At 71.6% G+C, this 14,048-nt stretch carries 14 protein-coding genes; 6 read left to right on the top strand and 8 right to left on the bottom strand.

The features are described 5' to 3' along the window. Both CQ393_RS00445 and CQ393_RS00440 read right to left on the bottom strand, forming a co-directional pair. Entirely contained in the window at window positions 1–1,824 is a 1,824-nt protein-coding gene (locus CQ393_RS00445; RefSeq protein ID WP_153189660.1) for an EAL domain-containing response regulator, read from the bottom strand. Between the two features lie 31 nt (window positions 1,825–1,855). Then, window positions 1,856–2,497: a DUF4126 domain-containing protein gene (locus CQ393_RS00440; protein ID WP_153189659.1), complete on the bottom strand. Its 642-nt coding sequence runs from the start codon at window positions 2,495–2,497 to the stop codon at window positions 1,856–1,858. 163 nt (window positions 2,498–2,660) lie between these two features. On the opposite strand from CQ393_RS00440, the gene CQ393_RS00435 reads away from it, so the two are divergent. From CQ393_RS00435 to ampE, 5 genes are all read left to right on the top strand, one after another. Beyond that, complete coding sequence (locus CQ393_RS00435) at window positions 2,661–3,398, top strand: DUF6776 family protein (RefSeq protein WP_153189658.1); 738 nt, start codon at window positions 2,661–2,663, stop codon at window positions 3,396–3,398. Between the two features lie 2 nt (window positions 3,399–3,400). After that, a complete protein-coding gene (locus CQ393_RS00430; protein ID WP_153189657.1) occupies window positions 3,401–3,829 on the top strand; it encodes a polymer-forming cytoskeletal protein in 429 nt (142 codons plus the stop codon). Window positions 3,830–3,860: 31 nt separating this feature from the next. After that, complete coding sequence (gene erpA, locus CQ393_RS00425; RefSeq protein WP_153189656.1) at window positions 3,861–4,247, top strand: iron-sulfur cluster insertion protein ErpA; 387 nt, start codon at window positions 3,861–3,863, stop codon at window positions 4,245–4,247. A 111-nt stretch (window positions 4,248–4,358) separates the two neighbouring features. Continuing rightward, the gene (nudC, locus tag CQ393_RS00420) at window positions 4,359–5,264 is read left to right on the top strand and encodes an NAD(+) diphosphatase (protein ID WP_153189655.1); all 906 of its coding nucleotides are present in this window, start codon (window positions 4,359–4,361) and stop codon (window positions 5,262–5,264) included. A gap of 76 nt (window positions 5,265–5,340) precedes the next feature. Beyond that, window positions 5,341–6,228, top strand: coding sequence for a regulatory signaling modulator protein AmpE (gene ampE / locus CQ393_RS00415; protein WP_153189654.1), 888 nt, complete (start codon window positions 5,341–5,343; stop codon window positions 6,226–6,228). 244 nt (window positions 6,229–6,472) lie between these two features. Here ampE and CQ393_RS00410 read toward each other — a convergent pair whose 3' ends face one another. From CQ393_RS00410 to CQ393_RS00390, 5 genes are all read right to left on the bottom strand, one after another. Then, the gene (locus CQ393_RS00410; RefSeq protein WP_153189653.1) at window positions 6,473–6,889 is read right to left on the bottom strand and encodes a DUF2752 domain-containing protein; all 417 of its coding nucleotides are present in this window, start codon (window positions 6,887–6,889) and stop codon (window positions 6,473–6,475) included. Between the two features lie 49 nt (window positions 6,890–6,938). After that, window positions 6,939–7,220 carry a CD225/dispanin family protein gene (locus CQ393_RS00405; protein WP_343199423.1) on the bottom strand — a complete coding sequence of 94 codons (282 nt, stop codon included), beginning with the start codon at window positions 7,218–7,220 and terminating at the stop codon, window positions 6,939–6,941. 22 nt (window positions 7,221–7,242) lie between these two features. Then, window positions 7,243–7,560, bottom strand: coding sequence for a hypothetical protein (locus CQ393_RS00400; RefSeq protein ID WP_153189651.1), 318 nt, complete (start codon window positions 7,558–7,560; stop codon window positions 7,243–7,245). A 90-nt stretch (window positions 7,561–7,650) separates the two neighbouring features. Next, window positions 7,651–9,540, bottom strand: a complete 1,890-nt coding sequence (locus CQ393_RS00395; protein ID WP_343199422.1) for an MFS transporter — start codon at window positions 9,538–9,540, stop codon at window positions 7,651–7,653. Next, window positions 9,527–10,462: a LysR family transcriptional regulator gene (locus CQ393_RS00390; protein WP_153189650.1), complete on the bottom strand. Its 936-nt coding sequence runs from the start codon at window positions 10,460–10,462 to the stop codon at window positions 9,527–9,529. The genes CQ393_RS00395 and CQ393_RS00390 overlap by 14 nt, the downstream gene beginning before the upstream one ends. Window positions 10,463–10,561: 99 nt before the next feature. Here CQ393_RS00390 and CQ393_RS00385 point away from each other — a divergent pair, with 99 nt between their 5' ends. Continuing rightward, window positions 10,562–11,743: an MFS transporter gene (locus tag CQ393_RS00385; RefSeq protein WP_153189649.1), complete on the top strand. Its 1,182-nt coding sequence runs from the start codon at window positions 10,562–10,564 to the stop codon at window positions 11,741–11,743. Here the strand turns inward: CQ393_RS00385 and yccS are convergent. Further along, window positions 11,740–13,935, bottom strand: coding sequence for a YccS family putative transporter (gene yccS, locus CQ393_RS00380; RefSeq protein ID WP_153189648.1), 2,196 nt, complete (start codon window positions 13,933–13,935; stop codon window positions 11,740–11,742). The genes CQ393_RS00385 and yccS overlap by 4 nt on opposite strands. Window positions 13,936–14,048: the final 113 nt, after the last annotated feature.

The following is a 14,048-nucleotide window of genomic DNA, read 5'->3' as shown; positions in this document are numbered from 1 at the left end:
TCAGAGCACCGCGTTCTGGAAATCGAAATCCAGTTCGCTGCCCACCGACTGCACGACGTTGCCCTGGATGAAATCCACGCCGCTCATCCACATCGCGGCGGCGGCCTGCGGATCCTCGATCTGCTGGCCGATGATCTGCAGGCCGGCGCGGTGCGCGGCATCGATCACGCCGCGCAGCTCGTCGCGCAGCGCCTGGCTGCCGTGGCTGCCGGCGAAACGCCCGGCCATGCGCACGAAGCCCAGCGGCAGCTGGGTCAGCAGGGCGTTGGCTTCGTCGCCGGGTTCGAACTGACTGAGACAGAACTGCACGCCGGCCGGCATCAGCTTTTCGCAGAACTGCTGCAGCGTCACCGCATGCACCAGCGCGTCGGCCAGGCGCACGTCGATCACCAGCGCGCTGCCGGCGATCTGCCGGTCGGCGATTCCCTTGAGCAGCCAGTCGGCGAACGCCTCGCGGGCTAGGGTGCGCAGCGACTGCGATACGAACAGGCGCATCGGCGGCACGGCGTGCTGGTAGCGGTGCAGCAGGCCGAGCGCGTGGTCGAGCACCTGCTGGTCCAGGTCGCCGATGCGCCCGGCCGCCTCTGCCGCCGGGATCACCTGGCCGGCGGAGAGCAGGGTGCCGTCGTTGCGGCGCAGGCGCAGCAGGACCTGGTACTGCGCGGTGTCGCTGCCGGCGACGGCGACGATCGGCTGGTAGGCCAGTTCGATATGGCCTTCCAGCAACGCGAGGTGTTCCTGCGCCGCGGCGTCGTTGTCGCACTGGAAGGCGGCCACGCCATCGGTGAGCAGGCGCGCCTGCAGCGCTGTGCGCTCGACTGCCTCCAGCGCGGTGCCGGCGTCCTCGAACCCCTGCGACAGGCGGGCATGGCCGATGGCGCAGCGCAGGTGCAGCGATTCGTCCTCGCGCACCAGGAACGGGTGCGCGGACAGCGCCTGGCGCACGGACCGGGCGAGGGCGTCGACCGCATCCTCGTCCAGGCCGCGGGCCAGCAGCAGGAAGCTGTTGTCGTTCAGCCGCGCCAGCAGATGCGGGCGTCCGGCCTCGGCCAGGCGCCGGCCGGCCTGCATCATCAGGCGTTCGAAGGCGGCGTAGCCGTAGCGCTCGCGCAGGCCCAGCGCGCTGGCGATCTCGATGAACATCAGGCCGCCGCGCTCGGACGCGGCCAGCGCCGCGTCCAGCTGCAGCATCAGGTTGTGCCGCGTCGGCAGGCCGGTCTCCGGGTTGTTCAGCGCCGGGCCGGCCGCCGCGCCCTGCGACTGCTGGCGCGACCGGCGGATGCGGTTGGCCACCGCCGCGACCAGGTGGCGCGGGCGGATGGGCTTGGTCAGGAAGTCGTCGGCGCCGCTGTCGAGCACCTCGAACTGGCGTTCGGGATCGGGGTCGCCGGTCAGGAACACGATCGGCAGCAACTGCTGCTGCGGGTTCTGGCGGATCAGCGCGGTCAGGCGCATGCCGTCCAGCCCGGGCATGTGCAGGTCCATCAGGATCAGGTCGGGGCGGTGTTCGGCGATAGCCTGCTGCACGCCCTCGGCGTCCATCTGCACGATGGCCTGCATGCCCGCGCCATGCAGCACGCTCTGCGCGAACAGCGCCTGCGAGCGGTCGTCCTCGACGATCAGCACCCGGTAGGGCGCCTCGGCGGCGGCGGGCAGGCCCGCGTCCGGCGCGTCCGTGGCGCCGGCGGCCGGCTGGGCGATGTGCGCGCGCACGGCTTCGGCCGGCGGCGCGTTCTCCACGCTCCAGCGCTGCCAGTAGTCCGCCGGCGGGACCTCCGCGCGCGACAGGCGGGTGGACGAGGTGGGTGTGTCGTTGCTGGCCATCGGTGCTCCCCGTAACCCGTGGATTATGCGGTCATGGCGCCGGCGGCAGCGAATGGTCCCTGGCCGCGGCAGGGGTGTCGGCCGGTCGCGGCGGGGCGGCGAACAGGCGCTTCATCCCGCGCCAGAGCGCGCGCCACACCAGCCATACCGTCAGCGCGCCGAGCAGGCTCGCGCCCAGCACGAAGACCAGCGCCAGCCAGGGATGGGCCAGCGCCAGGGCGAGCCCGGCGATGACCACGCCGTCCTCGGCCACCGAGGCGGCCCAGTTGCTGGCCGGCTCCGGGGAGGTATTCAGCAGGGCGCGGGTGCCGGCCTTCAGGCCATGGCTGGCCAGCGCCACGCCGGCGCCGGCGGCGAGCGCGCCGGTGCCGAGCTGGCCGTTCTGGGAGAACGTCGCCGCCGCCAGGAAGGCGCCCGCGGGCACCCGGGCCAGAGTCTGCAACAGGTCCCAGATCGAATCCACGCCCGGGATCTTGTCGGCGAAGAACTCGGTGGCCGCCAGCGCGGCCGAGGTGCCCAGCACCCACCACGACTGCGTGGCCTGCAGCGCGGGCGGCAGGTCGACCCAGCCCAGCACGCCGGCCAGGCCGACGCCGAACACGGTCAGGTACACGCGGATGCCGGCCAGCCAGGCCAGCAGGATGCCGATGACGAATACGTGGGCTTCGGTCATGGTCGCGGGCTCCCGCGGGAACTGTGAGCAGGATCGCAACTATCGGCCATGCCCCGGGCGATTGCCAGATCCGGGCGGGCCGCGACGGGAGTCGTTTACACTGCCGGACCGTTTCAACCGGAGCGAAGGTGCCGCCCGCGGAGGACCCGGCACCGGCCTCGCCATGAGCAACCGATCCCCGTCGCGTTTCCAGATCACCCTGCGGGGGGCGTCGCAGCGGCCGGCCTGGACGTGGCTTGCCCTCCTCGCCGCCGCCTGGCTGCTGTCGCTGCTGCTGGTCGGCTGGCTGGCCGCCCGCTACGCCTCGCCGGACGCCGGCGGGCTGCGCGAGCGCCTGCGTCAGGGCGAACGCGAGGTGGCCGCGCAACGCGCGGAGATCGAGGAACTGCGCCAGCGGCAGGCGACGCTGGAAGCGTCGGACCGGATCAGCCGCGCCGCCAATACCGAGGTGCAGGCGTCGCTGGCCGAACGCGACGAGGAGATCGCCGGCCTGCGCGCGGACGTGGCGTTCTACGAGCGGCTGGTGGGCGCCACCAGCCAGCGCAAGGGGCTCAGTGCGCACTCGGTGGAGTTCTCGGCCGAATCGGCCGGCAGCTGGCATTACAGCGTGGTGCTGACCCAGAACCTGAACCGCGGCGCGATCAGCCAGGGGCAGATGCGCTTCTCGGTGGAAGGCGTGAAGGACGGCAAGCTGGCCACGGTGACCTGGGACGAACTGCACCAGCGCCGGGAGGTGCCCGGGCAGGCGTATTCGTTCCGGTATTTCCAGCGCCTGGACGGCAGCGTGATGCTGCCCAAGGATTTCACCCCGCAGCGTGTGCGAGTCTCGCTGGCCGGGCCCGGGGGGAGCGCGACACAGACATTCGATTGGAAACTCGCCGGCAACGGCAGAGGGGAGTAGGCATGTTCAAGAACAAATCCAGCCGCGACAGCCACCTGGTGGTGGACGCGCTGATCGGGCCGCAGGTGGTGATCCGGGGCGACGTGGTGTTCAGCGGCGGCCTCTATGTGGAGGGGCGCATCGAGGGCCGGGTGATCGCCGAGGAGGGCGCCAAGGCGGTGCTGACCCTGGCCGAACAGGGGCATATCGAAGGCGAGGTGCGGGCCTCGGTGGTGGTGCTCAGCGGGCGCATGGACGGCGATGTCCATGCCGGCGAGCGCATCGAGCTGACGCCGACCGCGCGGGTCAACGGCAACGTCCACTACCAGGTGGTGGAGATGGGCGCCGGCGCGCAGCTCAATGGCCGCCTGGTGCACGCGGCGGCGATGGCCGCGCTGCCCTCGCCCGAGGCGGTGGCGATGCAGGAGAAGGCTGAAGCGGCGGAGGCTTGAATCGGCGCGCGGCCGTCCCCATGCTGGGCGCATGAGTACGCTCGTTTCCCTGCCCGGCGCAACGGCCGCCCCCGACTACCAGTCCCTCGATCGCCCGCTCAACTTCACCGCGGCCGCCGCGGCCAAGGTGAGCGAGCTGATCCGCGACGAGGGCAACGATGCCCTGGCGCTGCGCGTCTACATCCAGGGCGGCGGCTGCTCGGGCTTCCAGTACGGCTTCGAGTTCGACGAGAACCGCGCCGAGGACGACCTGGCGGTGGTGACCGACGGCGTGACCCTGCTGGTCGATCCGCTGAGCCTGCAGTACCTCATGGGCGCCGAGGTCGATTACGCCGAGAGCCTGACCGGCGCCCAGTTCGTGATCCGCAACCCCAACGCCCGCACCACCTGCGGCTGCGGCAGCAGTTTCGCCGTCTGAGCGGGCGCCGGCGTGCCGGCATCCTTCCGCGCCATCCACCACCACCGTGGATGCGGCCCGGCCGCCCCCGGGAACTTCTCGCCGCCGGTGTTTGCCGGTAGGCTCCCGACGATGCCTGTTTCCGATTCTTCCCTGCCCGGACATGCCTTCGCCGGCGCCGCGCTGGATCGCGCCGATGCGCTGCGCGACGACGCCGAGGTGCTGGCGCGGCTGTGGCCCGATGCCCGGGTGCTGGTGCTCGACGCCGATGGCACCGCCTTCGCCGACGCTTCCGGCCAACCCTTTCTGACCAGCGGCCGCGAACTTGGCGGAGGGCCGGGCGCGGCCATCTTCCTGGGCATGCAGCAGGAGCGCGCCTGGTTCGTGGTGGAAGCGGCGATGGTCACCGCGCGGGCGCCGGGACGGCTCGACCTGCGCCGCGCCGCGGCCGAATGGCCGGCCGAGGTGGCGGGCGTGTTCTGTTACGCGCGCGGCATGTCGTACTGGCATTCGCGCAACCGTTTCTGCGGCGTCTGCGGCGCCGCCGTCGCCTTCGCGCGGGGCGGCTTCATCGGCCGCTGCGGGCAATGCGGCACCGAGCACTACCCGCGCGTGGACCCGGCGGTCATCGTCGCGGTCGAACACGACGGCCGCCTGCTGCTGGGGCGCCAGTCGAACTGGGCGCCGCGGCGCTGGTCGGTGCTGGCCGGCTTCGTCGAGCCGGGCGAGACCTTCGAGCAGACCGTGGTGCGCGAGGTGTTCGAGGAAACCCGGGTACGGGTGATCCAGGCCGAGTACCTGGGCACCCAGCCCTGGCCCTTCCCGGGCGCGCTGATGGTCGGTTTCCGCGCCACCGCGCACGGCGACGCGCCGTGCGTGGACGGCGAACTGGAGGACGCGCGCTGGTTCGATGCCGACGAGGTGGGCGCGGCGCTGCGGCGGGATGCGGACGACGACGGCCAGGGCATCCTGCTGCCGGCGCGCATCTCGATCGCGCGCACGCTGGTCGAGGACTGGTACCGGCGCCAGCGGTCATGAGCGCGCGGGCCGCCGGCTGGGCGTGCGCGCCTGCGCCGGTATGGCGGGGCCTACAATCCTGGCCCGGAGGAATCGCATGTTCACGACCCTGGTAGCGGTGATCGCGGCGCTGGTCCTTGGCCATCTGGCGCCCGCGCCGATGGCGGCCCTGCGCGACTGGCGCTGGTTCGGACGCTGGCTGGGCTGGCTGCAGGCGCATGGGAGCGAGGTGGCGACCGGCCGTTTCGGGCTGGTGCTGGCGATCGCTCCGGTGGTGCTGCTGGTCGCGGCCGTGCAATGGCTGCTGGCCGGGCGCCTGTATGGACTGCCCGCACTGCTGTTCGGGATCGCGGTGCTGGCGCTGTGCTGGGGTCCGCGCGACCTGGACCGCGACGTCGAGGCGGTGATCGATGCCGAGGACGCGGCCAGCCACGATGCGGCGGTCGCGCAGTTGCAGGCCGCTGGCGGCAGCCTGCGCACCGATGCGCCGATGCTGGTCGATGCGACCCTGCTCGACGGCCTGCGGCGCTGGTTCGCGCCGCTGTTCTGGTTCCTGCTGCTGGGACCGCTGGGCGTGGTGCTGTATCGCCTGCTGGCGCAGGCCGTGCAGGGGCCGCAAGCGGACGCGGTGGCCGCTGCCAGCCGCGAGGGCGGCGCCTGGGCGCTGGCGCTGCTGGAATGGCCGGTGGCGCAGCTGATGACGCTGTCGATGGCGCTGGTCGGCAATTTCGACACGGTGTTCTCGGCCTGGCGCCGCGCCGGCGGCAACCGCTGGGCGCTGGACCTGGCGTTCCTCGGCGAGGCCGCGCGCGCCGGCGTGGGCATGGAACTGGCCGAAGATGCGGCCGATGCGCGCGAGGCGGGCCTGGTCCCGCATGCCGAGCGCCATCCCGAGCTGCGCGATGCGATGAGCATGGTCTGGCGCATGCTGCTGCTGTGGATGGCGTTGCTGGCGCTGCTGATCATCGCCGGCTGGGTGGGTTAGCGGCGCGTTCCGGATGCGTGGTGCCGCCGGTACCGCGCCCTGTCATCCCGTGGTGGATCGTGCGGAGTGTGACGGCAGGCCGGGCGATCCACTCCGCCCACCGGATGTCATGTCGCAGCGGTACTCCAGGGAGTGCTTTCATCCCGGTGCCGGCCGATTGAACAGGTACGGCGGCAGGGTGCGGGCGACGTGCGCCATGCGGGCAGGCGTCGCCATGCCTGGCGCGTTGCCGCGCACCGAGGCGTCAGCCTGGCGCCAGCCAGTTGAATGGATACCAGGGCAGGTTGCGGGCAACCCAATAGGCCACGATCGCGACCATCCATGCCATCGGCCGCGCGAACAGCCGGACCAGTGGCTGCAACTGCGCCGGCAACAGGCCGGCGCCATGCAGCGCCATCACCAGCATGGGCGCCATCGAAAGCACCAGCAGGGGATTCATCGCCATGGCCTGGGCCAGGTCGAAATGGACCAGGGCGTGCAGGCAGCGGGTACTGCCGCACCCGGGGCACCAGAGGCCGGTCAGCGCGTAGAAGGGGCAGGGGGGAAGCGGATTGCCCGGCTGGTTGGGGTCGATGCGGCCCAGTATCGCCACCGCTCCCAGGCCCACGCTGGCCATGGCAGCCAGGGGCGCATAACGGAACAGTCGCTGCGGGAACTTCATGGAAACGAAGCAGCAGGCCGGCCGCCAGGGCGACCGGCCTGCGCGGACCTCAGTAGCTCGAACCGCCGCTCATCGCGCCGCCGATGCCGAGCACGAAGAAGAAGATCAGGTACAGCACGACCATCACCACCCAGGCCAGCGCCGACCAGATGGCCCACTTCTTGGCCTTGTCGGCGGCCTCGCGGGCGCCGGCGACATCACCGGCGGCCAGCAGGCCGTTGACCTTGGCGGCGTGGATGATCGACACGATGCCCAGCGGCAGGCAGCACAGCACGGTGGACAGGATGGCCCAGACGAGGTTGTTGGAAACGACGGGACTGCTGGTGTTCACTGGAAACTCCTTAGTTGAAAAATCAGCGTGACTTGCAGGCATTCGCCGCGGTCAGCGACGAGACGATCATGGCCGTGACCCAGCACAGCGGCCAGGTGACGAAGCCGATGAGGACGAAGCACAACAGGACATTGACGAAGGTCAGCGCCCAGTAGCCGAACATGATGACCAGGCCGGTGCCGACGTTGCCCGCGTACATGTGGCCGATGCCGAAGGTCTGCAGGAACAGGCCCGGCAGCACTTCCAGCAGGGCGGCCACGCCGCCGGACTTCTGCGGGTGGTAGTAGTGGTGCACCTGCTGCGGCGGCGGAACGGCGGGAGGGGGCGGTGGGATGTCCATGTTTCCTCGGTATCGGCGGGTGCCGCGCGTTCCCTGCAGCCGCATTGGGGTGGCTAGCGTAGCGATTTGTCCCGCAGGCGGTAAAGCAGGTCAGGCATCGTCGCCGCGCAGCGCCCTTACCCGGGCCTCCAGCGCGGCGGCGTCGGTCGCCGCGCCGTCGACCGCCGGCCCGGCGACCACCTCGACGCGGGCGCGGAAGCGGCGCGGCACCCGCATCCGTCCCAGCCGGGTGTCGCGGCGGCTCCACATGCTGGCCCACATGCCCTTGAGCGCCAGCGGCACCACCGGCACCGGCCGCCGGGCGAGGATCTTCTCCACGCCGGACCGGAACGGGGCGATCGCGCCGTCGCCGGTCAACGCGCCCTCGGGAAAGATGCATACCAGCTCGCCTTCCGCCAGCGCGGCGTCGATGGCGTCGAACGCGCGCTGCATCAGCTCGGCGTCCTCCTTCGGGCTGGCGATGGGAATGGCCTTGGCGGTGCGGAAGATCCAGCGCATCACCGGGATGTTGAAGATCCGGTAGTACATGACGAAGCGCACCGGGCGCGGTACCACCGCCGCCAGGATCAGCGCGTCCATGTAGCTGACGTGGTTGCAGACGATCAGCGCCGGGCCTTCGTCGGGCACGTGCTGCTCGATGCCGGCCGGGCGCAGGCGGTACAGCGCGCGCACCATCACCCAGCTCAGGAAGCGCATCAGGAACTCGGGCACGATGCTGAAGATGTACGCGGCCACCAGCACGTTGGCGATGGCCAGCGCCAGCAGCAGCTGCGGCACGCTCCAGCCCAGCACGCTCTGGGTGAGCAGCCCGGCCATCGCCGCCAGCACGATGAAGCCCGAGTTCTGGATGTTGAGCGCGGCGAACACGCGCGACATCTCCGATTTCGGCGTGCGGCTCTGGATCAGAGCGAACAGCGGCACCACGAACAGGCCGGTGAACAGGCCGATGCCGAGCAGGTCGACGACGATGCGCACGCTGCCGGGCTGGCGCAGGAAGCCGGCCACGTCCAGCCCGCTGGCGGCCACCGCGCCGGTGCGGGCGAAATAGAGGTCGAACAGGAACGCGCTCATGCCGAACGCGCCCAGCGGCACCAGGCCGATCTCGACGGTGCGTCCGGACAGCTTCTCGCACAGCAGCGAGCCGGTGCCGGTGCCCACCGAGAACAGCGCCAGCGCGAAGAGGTACAGGGTCGAGCCGCCGCCCAGGTTGATCTCGGCGTAGGTCGGCAGCTGCGAGGTCAGGATGGTGCCGACGAACCAGAACCAGGACACGCCCAGCACCGCGTTGCGCACCGCCTTCTGCTTCCTGGCCATGCGCAGCACGGCCAGCGACTCGGACAGCGGGTTCCAGTTGATCCTCAGGTCCGGCGCGCCGGCATCCACCTTGGGGATCAGCCGCGCGGCGATGTTGCCGGCCAGCGCCAGCGCGATCACCGCCACCGACGCGACGACGGGGCCGTGGCTGCCGGCCAGGGTGAAGATCATGCCGCCGGCGATCATGCCGCCGAGGATGGACAGGGAGGTGCCCATCTCGACCAGGCCGTTGCCGCCGGTCAGTTCCTCCGGCTTGAGGATGGACGGCAGCACCGAGTATTTCACCGGCCCGAACAGGGTGGACTGCAGCCCGGTGCAGAACAGCGCCACCAGCAGCACCGGCATGCTCTGGGTCAGGAAGCCCAGCGCCGCCAGCGACATGATCGCGATCTCCATGGTGGTGGTGACGACGATCAGCCGCTGTTTTTCGAGCTTTTCGGCGAACTGGCCGGCCAGCGCCGAGAACAGGAAGTAGGGCAGGATGAAGATCGCCGGGGCGAGCATGGCGTAGATGCTGCGCTCCTTCGTGCTCACGCCGAGGAAGAACAGCAGGCCGATGATGGCCTGGCGGTACACGTTGTCGTTGAAGGCGCCCAGCGCCTGGACGACGAAGAACGGCAGGAAGCGGCGCTGTCCGAGCAGCGCGAACTGGTTATGGCCGGCCACGTGGGTTCCTTGGTTTGCGGCGCACCTTAGCAGGTTCGCCGGACGCCCCGTGCGTCGCCGCGGCGGGCAGCAGCTCGAGCAGGGCGCGCGCGGCGGGGGTGGGATCGGCGCGCCACACCACGCAGGTGCGGAAGCGGAACGGCTCGGCCAGCGGGCGCACGTCGACGCCCGGCATGCGCGCGGCCATGCTGTCCGGGAGCGCCGCCACCGCCAGCCCGGCGGCCACCAGCTGCCGCAGCAGTTCGCCATGGCTGACCTCGTACTGGAGCTGCGGGGCGACGCCGCGTTCGAGCAGGGCGTCGTCCATCATCCGCCGCACGCCGGCGCCGGGCACCAGCGCCGCCAGCGGCACGCCGTCGAGCGCCTGCAGCGGCACGCGCCGCATCGCCGCCAGCGCATGGCCGGGCGGCAGCAGCAGCGACAGGCCTTCCTCGTCGAGCAGGCGATGCTGCGCCGGCAGCGGCACCTGCGGGCCGACGCCGACCAGTGCCACGTCCAGCCGGCCTTCGGCCAGTTCGGCCAGCAGCTCCTCGCTCATGCCCACGCGCAGGTGCACGTCCACCGCCGGGTGCGCGCCGCGGAACCGGGCCAGCAGGGCGGGCACGTCGACCACGCTGAGCGCGGTGATCTGGCCGATGCGGATGCGGCCGCGCACCGTGCCCAGCGCCAGCGCCATTTCCTCCTGCAGGCGGGCGGCGGCCTGCAGCGTGAGCCGGGCATTGCGCAGGAACACCTCGCCGGCGGCGGTGGGCCGCACCTGCCGGTGCCCGCGCTCGAACAGGCGCGCGCCGAAGGCCTCCTCCAGCCGCGCCACCTGGTGGCTCAGGGCCGACTGCACGGTGTGGCAGCGCGCCGCGGCGGCGGTGAAGCCGCCTTCCTCGGCCACGGCGACGACGAACTCCAGCTGGCGCAGGGTGAACATGCCATCACTCAAGCAGATGGAAGGAATGATGACAATACATTTGTGTCATCCATGGCGCGCCCACAGACTTGGCGCCCGTTCCTTCCCTACGGCACCGCGATGACCTCCGACTCCGTTCCTTCCAGCGCCCTCGCCCAGTCGCGGGTGTTCCTGCTGGCCGCCGCCGCCGGCCTGATCGTGGCCAGCAACTACTACGCCCAGCCGCTGCTGCAACTGCTGGGCGATGCGTTCGACCTGGGCGCCAGCCAGGTCGGCTGGGTGGTGACCGTGGCCCAGCTGTCCTATGCCGCCGGCCTGCTGCTGATCGTGCCGCTGGGCGACCGCCTGGAGCGGCGCCGGTTGATCGTGGCGCTGTTCGTGCTGGCGGCGGCGGGGCTGGTCATCAGCGCCAGCGCCGGCCATTTCGCGCAGCTGCTGGCCGGAACGGCGCTGAGCGGACTGGCCGCGGTGGCCGCGCAGGTGATCATCCCGCATGCGGCGACGCTGGCGGCGCCGGCGCGGCGCGGCCGGGTGGTCGGCACGATCATGGCCGGCCTGCTGCTGGGCATCCTGCTGGCGCGCACCGCGTCGGGCGTTCTGGCCGGCATCGGTTCCTGGCATACCGTGTACTGGGTCGCCGGCGCGGCGCTGCTGCTCATGGCGGTGGCGCTGGCGCGCGCGCTGCCGGCCTACCGGCCCGGCACCACGCTGTCGTATCCGCGCCTGATCGCCTCGGTGCTGGCGCTGCTGCGCGACGAGCCGGTGCTGCGCCGGCGCTCGCTGCTCGGCGCGCTGCTGTTCGCCGGCTTCAGCGTGTTCTGGACGCCGCTGGCGTTCCTGCTTTCCGGTCCGGCCTACGGCTATTCCATCGCCACGATCGGCCTGTTCGGGCTGGTCGGCGCCGCCGGTGCGCTCGCGGCCAGCCGCGCCGGGCGGTTGAGCGACCGCGGCCGGGGCCGGCAGGTGGCCGTCGGCGGCCTGGTGCTGTTGCTGCTGTCGTGGCTGGTGCTGCTGCTGGCGCCGGTCTCGCTGGCCGCGCTGGTGGTGGGCGTGTTGGCGCTGGACGTGGCGGTGCAGGCGGTGCACATCGACAACCAGAGCACGATCTACCGGCTGGACGAAGGCGCGCGCAGCCGCATCACCGCCGCCTACATGACCTGCTACTTCATCGGCGGCGCGGCCGGTTCGGCGCTGGGCACGCTGGCCTGGACCCGGCATGGCTGGACCGGCGTGTGCGTGGTGGGCATCGCGCTGGCGGTGGCGGCGCTGCTGGCGCTGCCGCGCGCGTCGGCGCGACGCTAGGCGGCACGCGCCGCGGCGGCCTGCGCCGGCCCGCCCACCGCCTCGTCGGCGGCGACGCGCAGGCGCGGCAGCAGTCGCAGGATCAGCGCCAGCTGGGTGCGCACCAGCCGCGACTTGTCGTCGATGTCCTCGGGCAGCTGTTCCAGCGCGTCGGCCAGCGCGATCTCGTCTTCCCCGGCCGCCGGCGCGCTCCGCCGTTCCGCCAGCGCCGTGGACAGGCCGGCCAGCGCCTGCTGCAGGCAGTGCTGCGCGCCGCCGACCAGCGGATCGTCGCTCACCGCCGCCTGCGCGCGGTGCGCGCCAAGCGCGGACAGGTAGCCGAGCAGGGTGTTGGACAGGGCCAGGAAGCGGAAGCCCGCATCCAGGTTGCCGCGCGCGTAGCCCGGCTCGCGCAGCATGTTGGACAGCGCCACCGACAGCGCGACGTCGGCGTTGTGCATGTCGCGGCGGGCGATGCGGTAGGGCAGGTCGTCGCGCATGCCGCTGCGGTACTGGCCCAGCACCTCGTCCAGGTAGCGGGTGCTGGTGGCGATCACCTGCGCCATCACCCGGTGCAGGCGCCGTCCCTGCCAGTCGGGCAGGATCAGCAGCGAAGCGGCCGCGGCGATGGCGCAGCCGATCAGCGTGTCCAGCAGCCGCGGCCAGATCAGCACGAAGCCGTCGCCGAGCAGGTTGAAGCACAGCAGCGCCATGGTCGTGATCGCGGCGGTGGCGATCACGTAGCGGTCGGTGCGGGTGACGAAGAACAGCAGCGCGGCGGCCAGCGCCAGCAGCAGCTGCAACGCGGTGCCGGGGAACAGCTGCATCAGCGCCCAGGTCACCCCCAGGCCGACCAGCGTGCCGCCGATGCGCTGCACCAGCCGCAGCCGGGTGGCGCCGAAGTTCGGCCGGCATACGAACACGATGGTGAGCAGGATCCAGTAGCCGTTGCTCGGATGCACCAGCTTGAGCAGGACATAGCCGGCGATCAGCGCCAGCGCGATGCGCACGCCGTGGCGGAACAGCAGCGAGCCGGGCGTCAGTGCCTGGCGCAGGCGCGTGGCCATCTCGCGCAGGGTGTGCGGCGAGGAATCGCGCAGGCGGGTGTCGATGCCTTCCAGCGGCGTGTCGGCCAGCGACGCCTCGGACAGCTGCCGCGCGATGCTGGACAGGTTGGTCGCCAGCAGCTGCAGCGAGCCGAGCAGCCGCTGCCAGCGCGGGTTGCGCTGGTCGCGCAGGTACTGCAGCGAGTGCTCCAGGTCCTGCCCGGCCTGGCGGTTGCGCTCGCCGTAGTCGAACGGCTGGCGCAGGCGGATGGCCTGGCCCAGCGCCACGCAGGCGCCGCCCTGCAGCGACAGCAGGCGGCGGCAGCGGTACAGCACGTCGCTGTGGAAGAAGGCCTCGGTCAGCGCCTCGTAGGGATAGTGCGAGGAACTGGCGCGCTCGTGGAAATCCTGCGCCATGTAGTACAGGCGGAAGTACAGCCCGGACTGCACGCCGGGCCGCCCGGAACGGCCGAAGCGGCTGAGGATCGCGGTCTTGGCGGCGTTGAGCGCCTGCACCACGCGCACGTTCTGTTCGGCCAGGGCCAGCCGCCGCGCTTCCAGGTCGCCATGGCGCACCGGCTCGAACAGGTCGGCTTTGAGCTGCAGGTAGCGCCCGAGTTCGCCGAACAGCCGCGCCAGCCGCTCGCGCACCGGCCGGTTGGCGAACATCACCGTCCACAGGATCGACAGCGCGCCGTACCAGGCCGCGCCGGCCAGCATCTGCGCCACGTCACGCCAGGCGGCACCGGTGCCGGCGCCGCGGTGCTGGTCCATGGCGATCATGGTGTAGATCGCCAGCGTCACCGTGGCCTGGCCGATGGAGGCGTAGCGCTCGCCCAGCGCACCGAGCAGGGTCAGGGCGAAGGCGGCCAGCGCCAGCGCCGCGACGAAGGGCAGCGGCCAGTCGAACAGGTGGATGACCGCCGCGGCCGCGGCGACGAAGCACAGCAGCGACAGCAGCACCGACTTGCTGCGGCCCCAGCCGTTGTCGTCGGTCTCGGCCACGGCGCTGGCGATGGTGCCCAGGAACAGCGAGGGCAGCGGCTGCAGGTCGCCGCGGTACCAGCACACCGCCATCAGCGTGCACAGCGCGATGGACACGCGCAGTCCGTAGCTGGCCTTCTCGTGGGCCCAGAGCCGGTTCAACAGGCGTTCGGTGGGGCGCATGCCGGTGCCGTGGATCGCGAAGCGTGGGGATGCGCCAGCTTGCCGTGCGGGCATGAAAGCAGCAAGGCGGTGGGGCAATGCCCCGGGCGCGAAGGAACGCGCACTTTAGGAGC

This window comes from Stenotrophomonas sp. MYb238 (assembly GCF_009496535.1).
In the GTDB taxonomy this organism is placed as follows: Bacteria; Pseudomonadota; Gammaproteobacteria; order Xanthomonadales; family Xanthomonadaceae; genus Stenotrophomonas.
The sequence above is the reverse complement of the archived record's forward strand: the minus strand, read 5'-3'. Positions and strand labels throughout refer to the sequence as shown.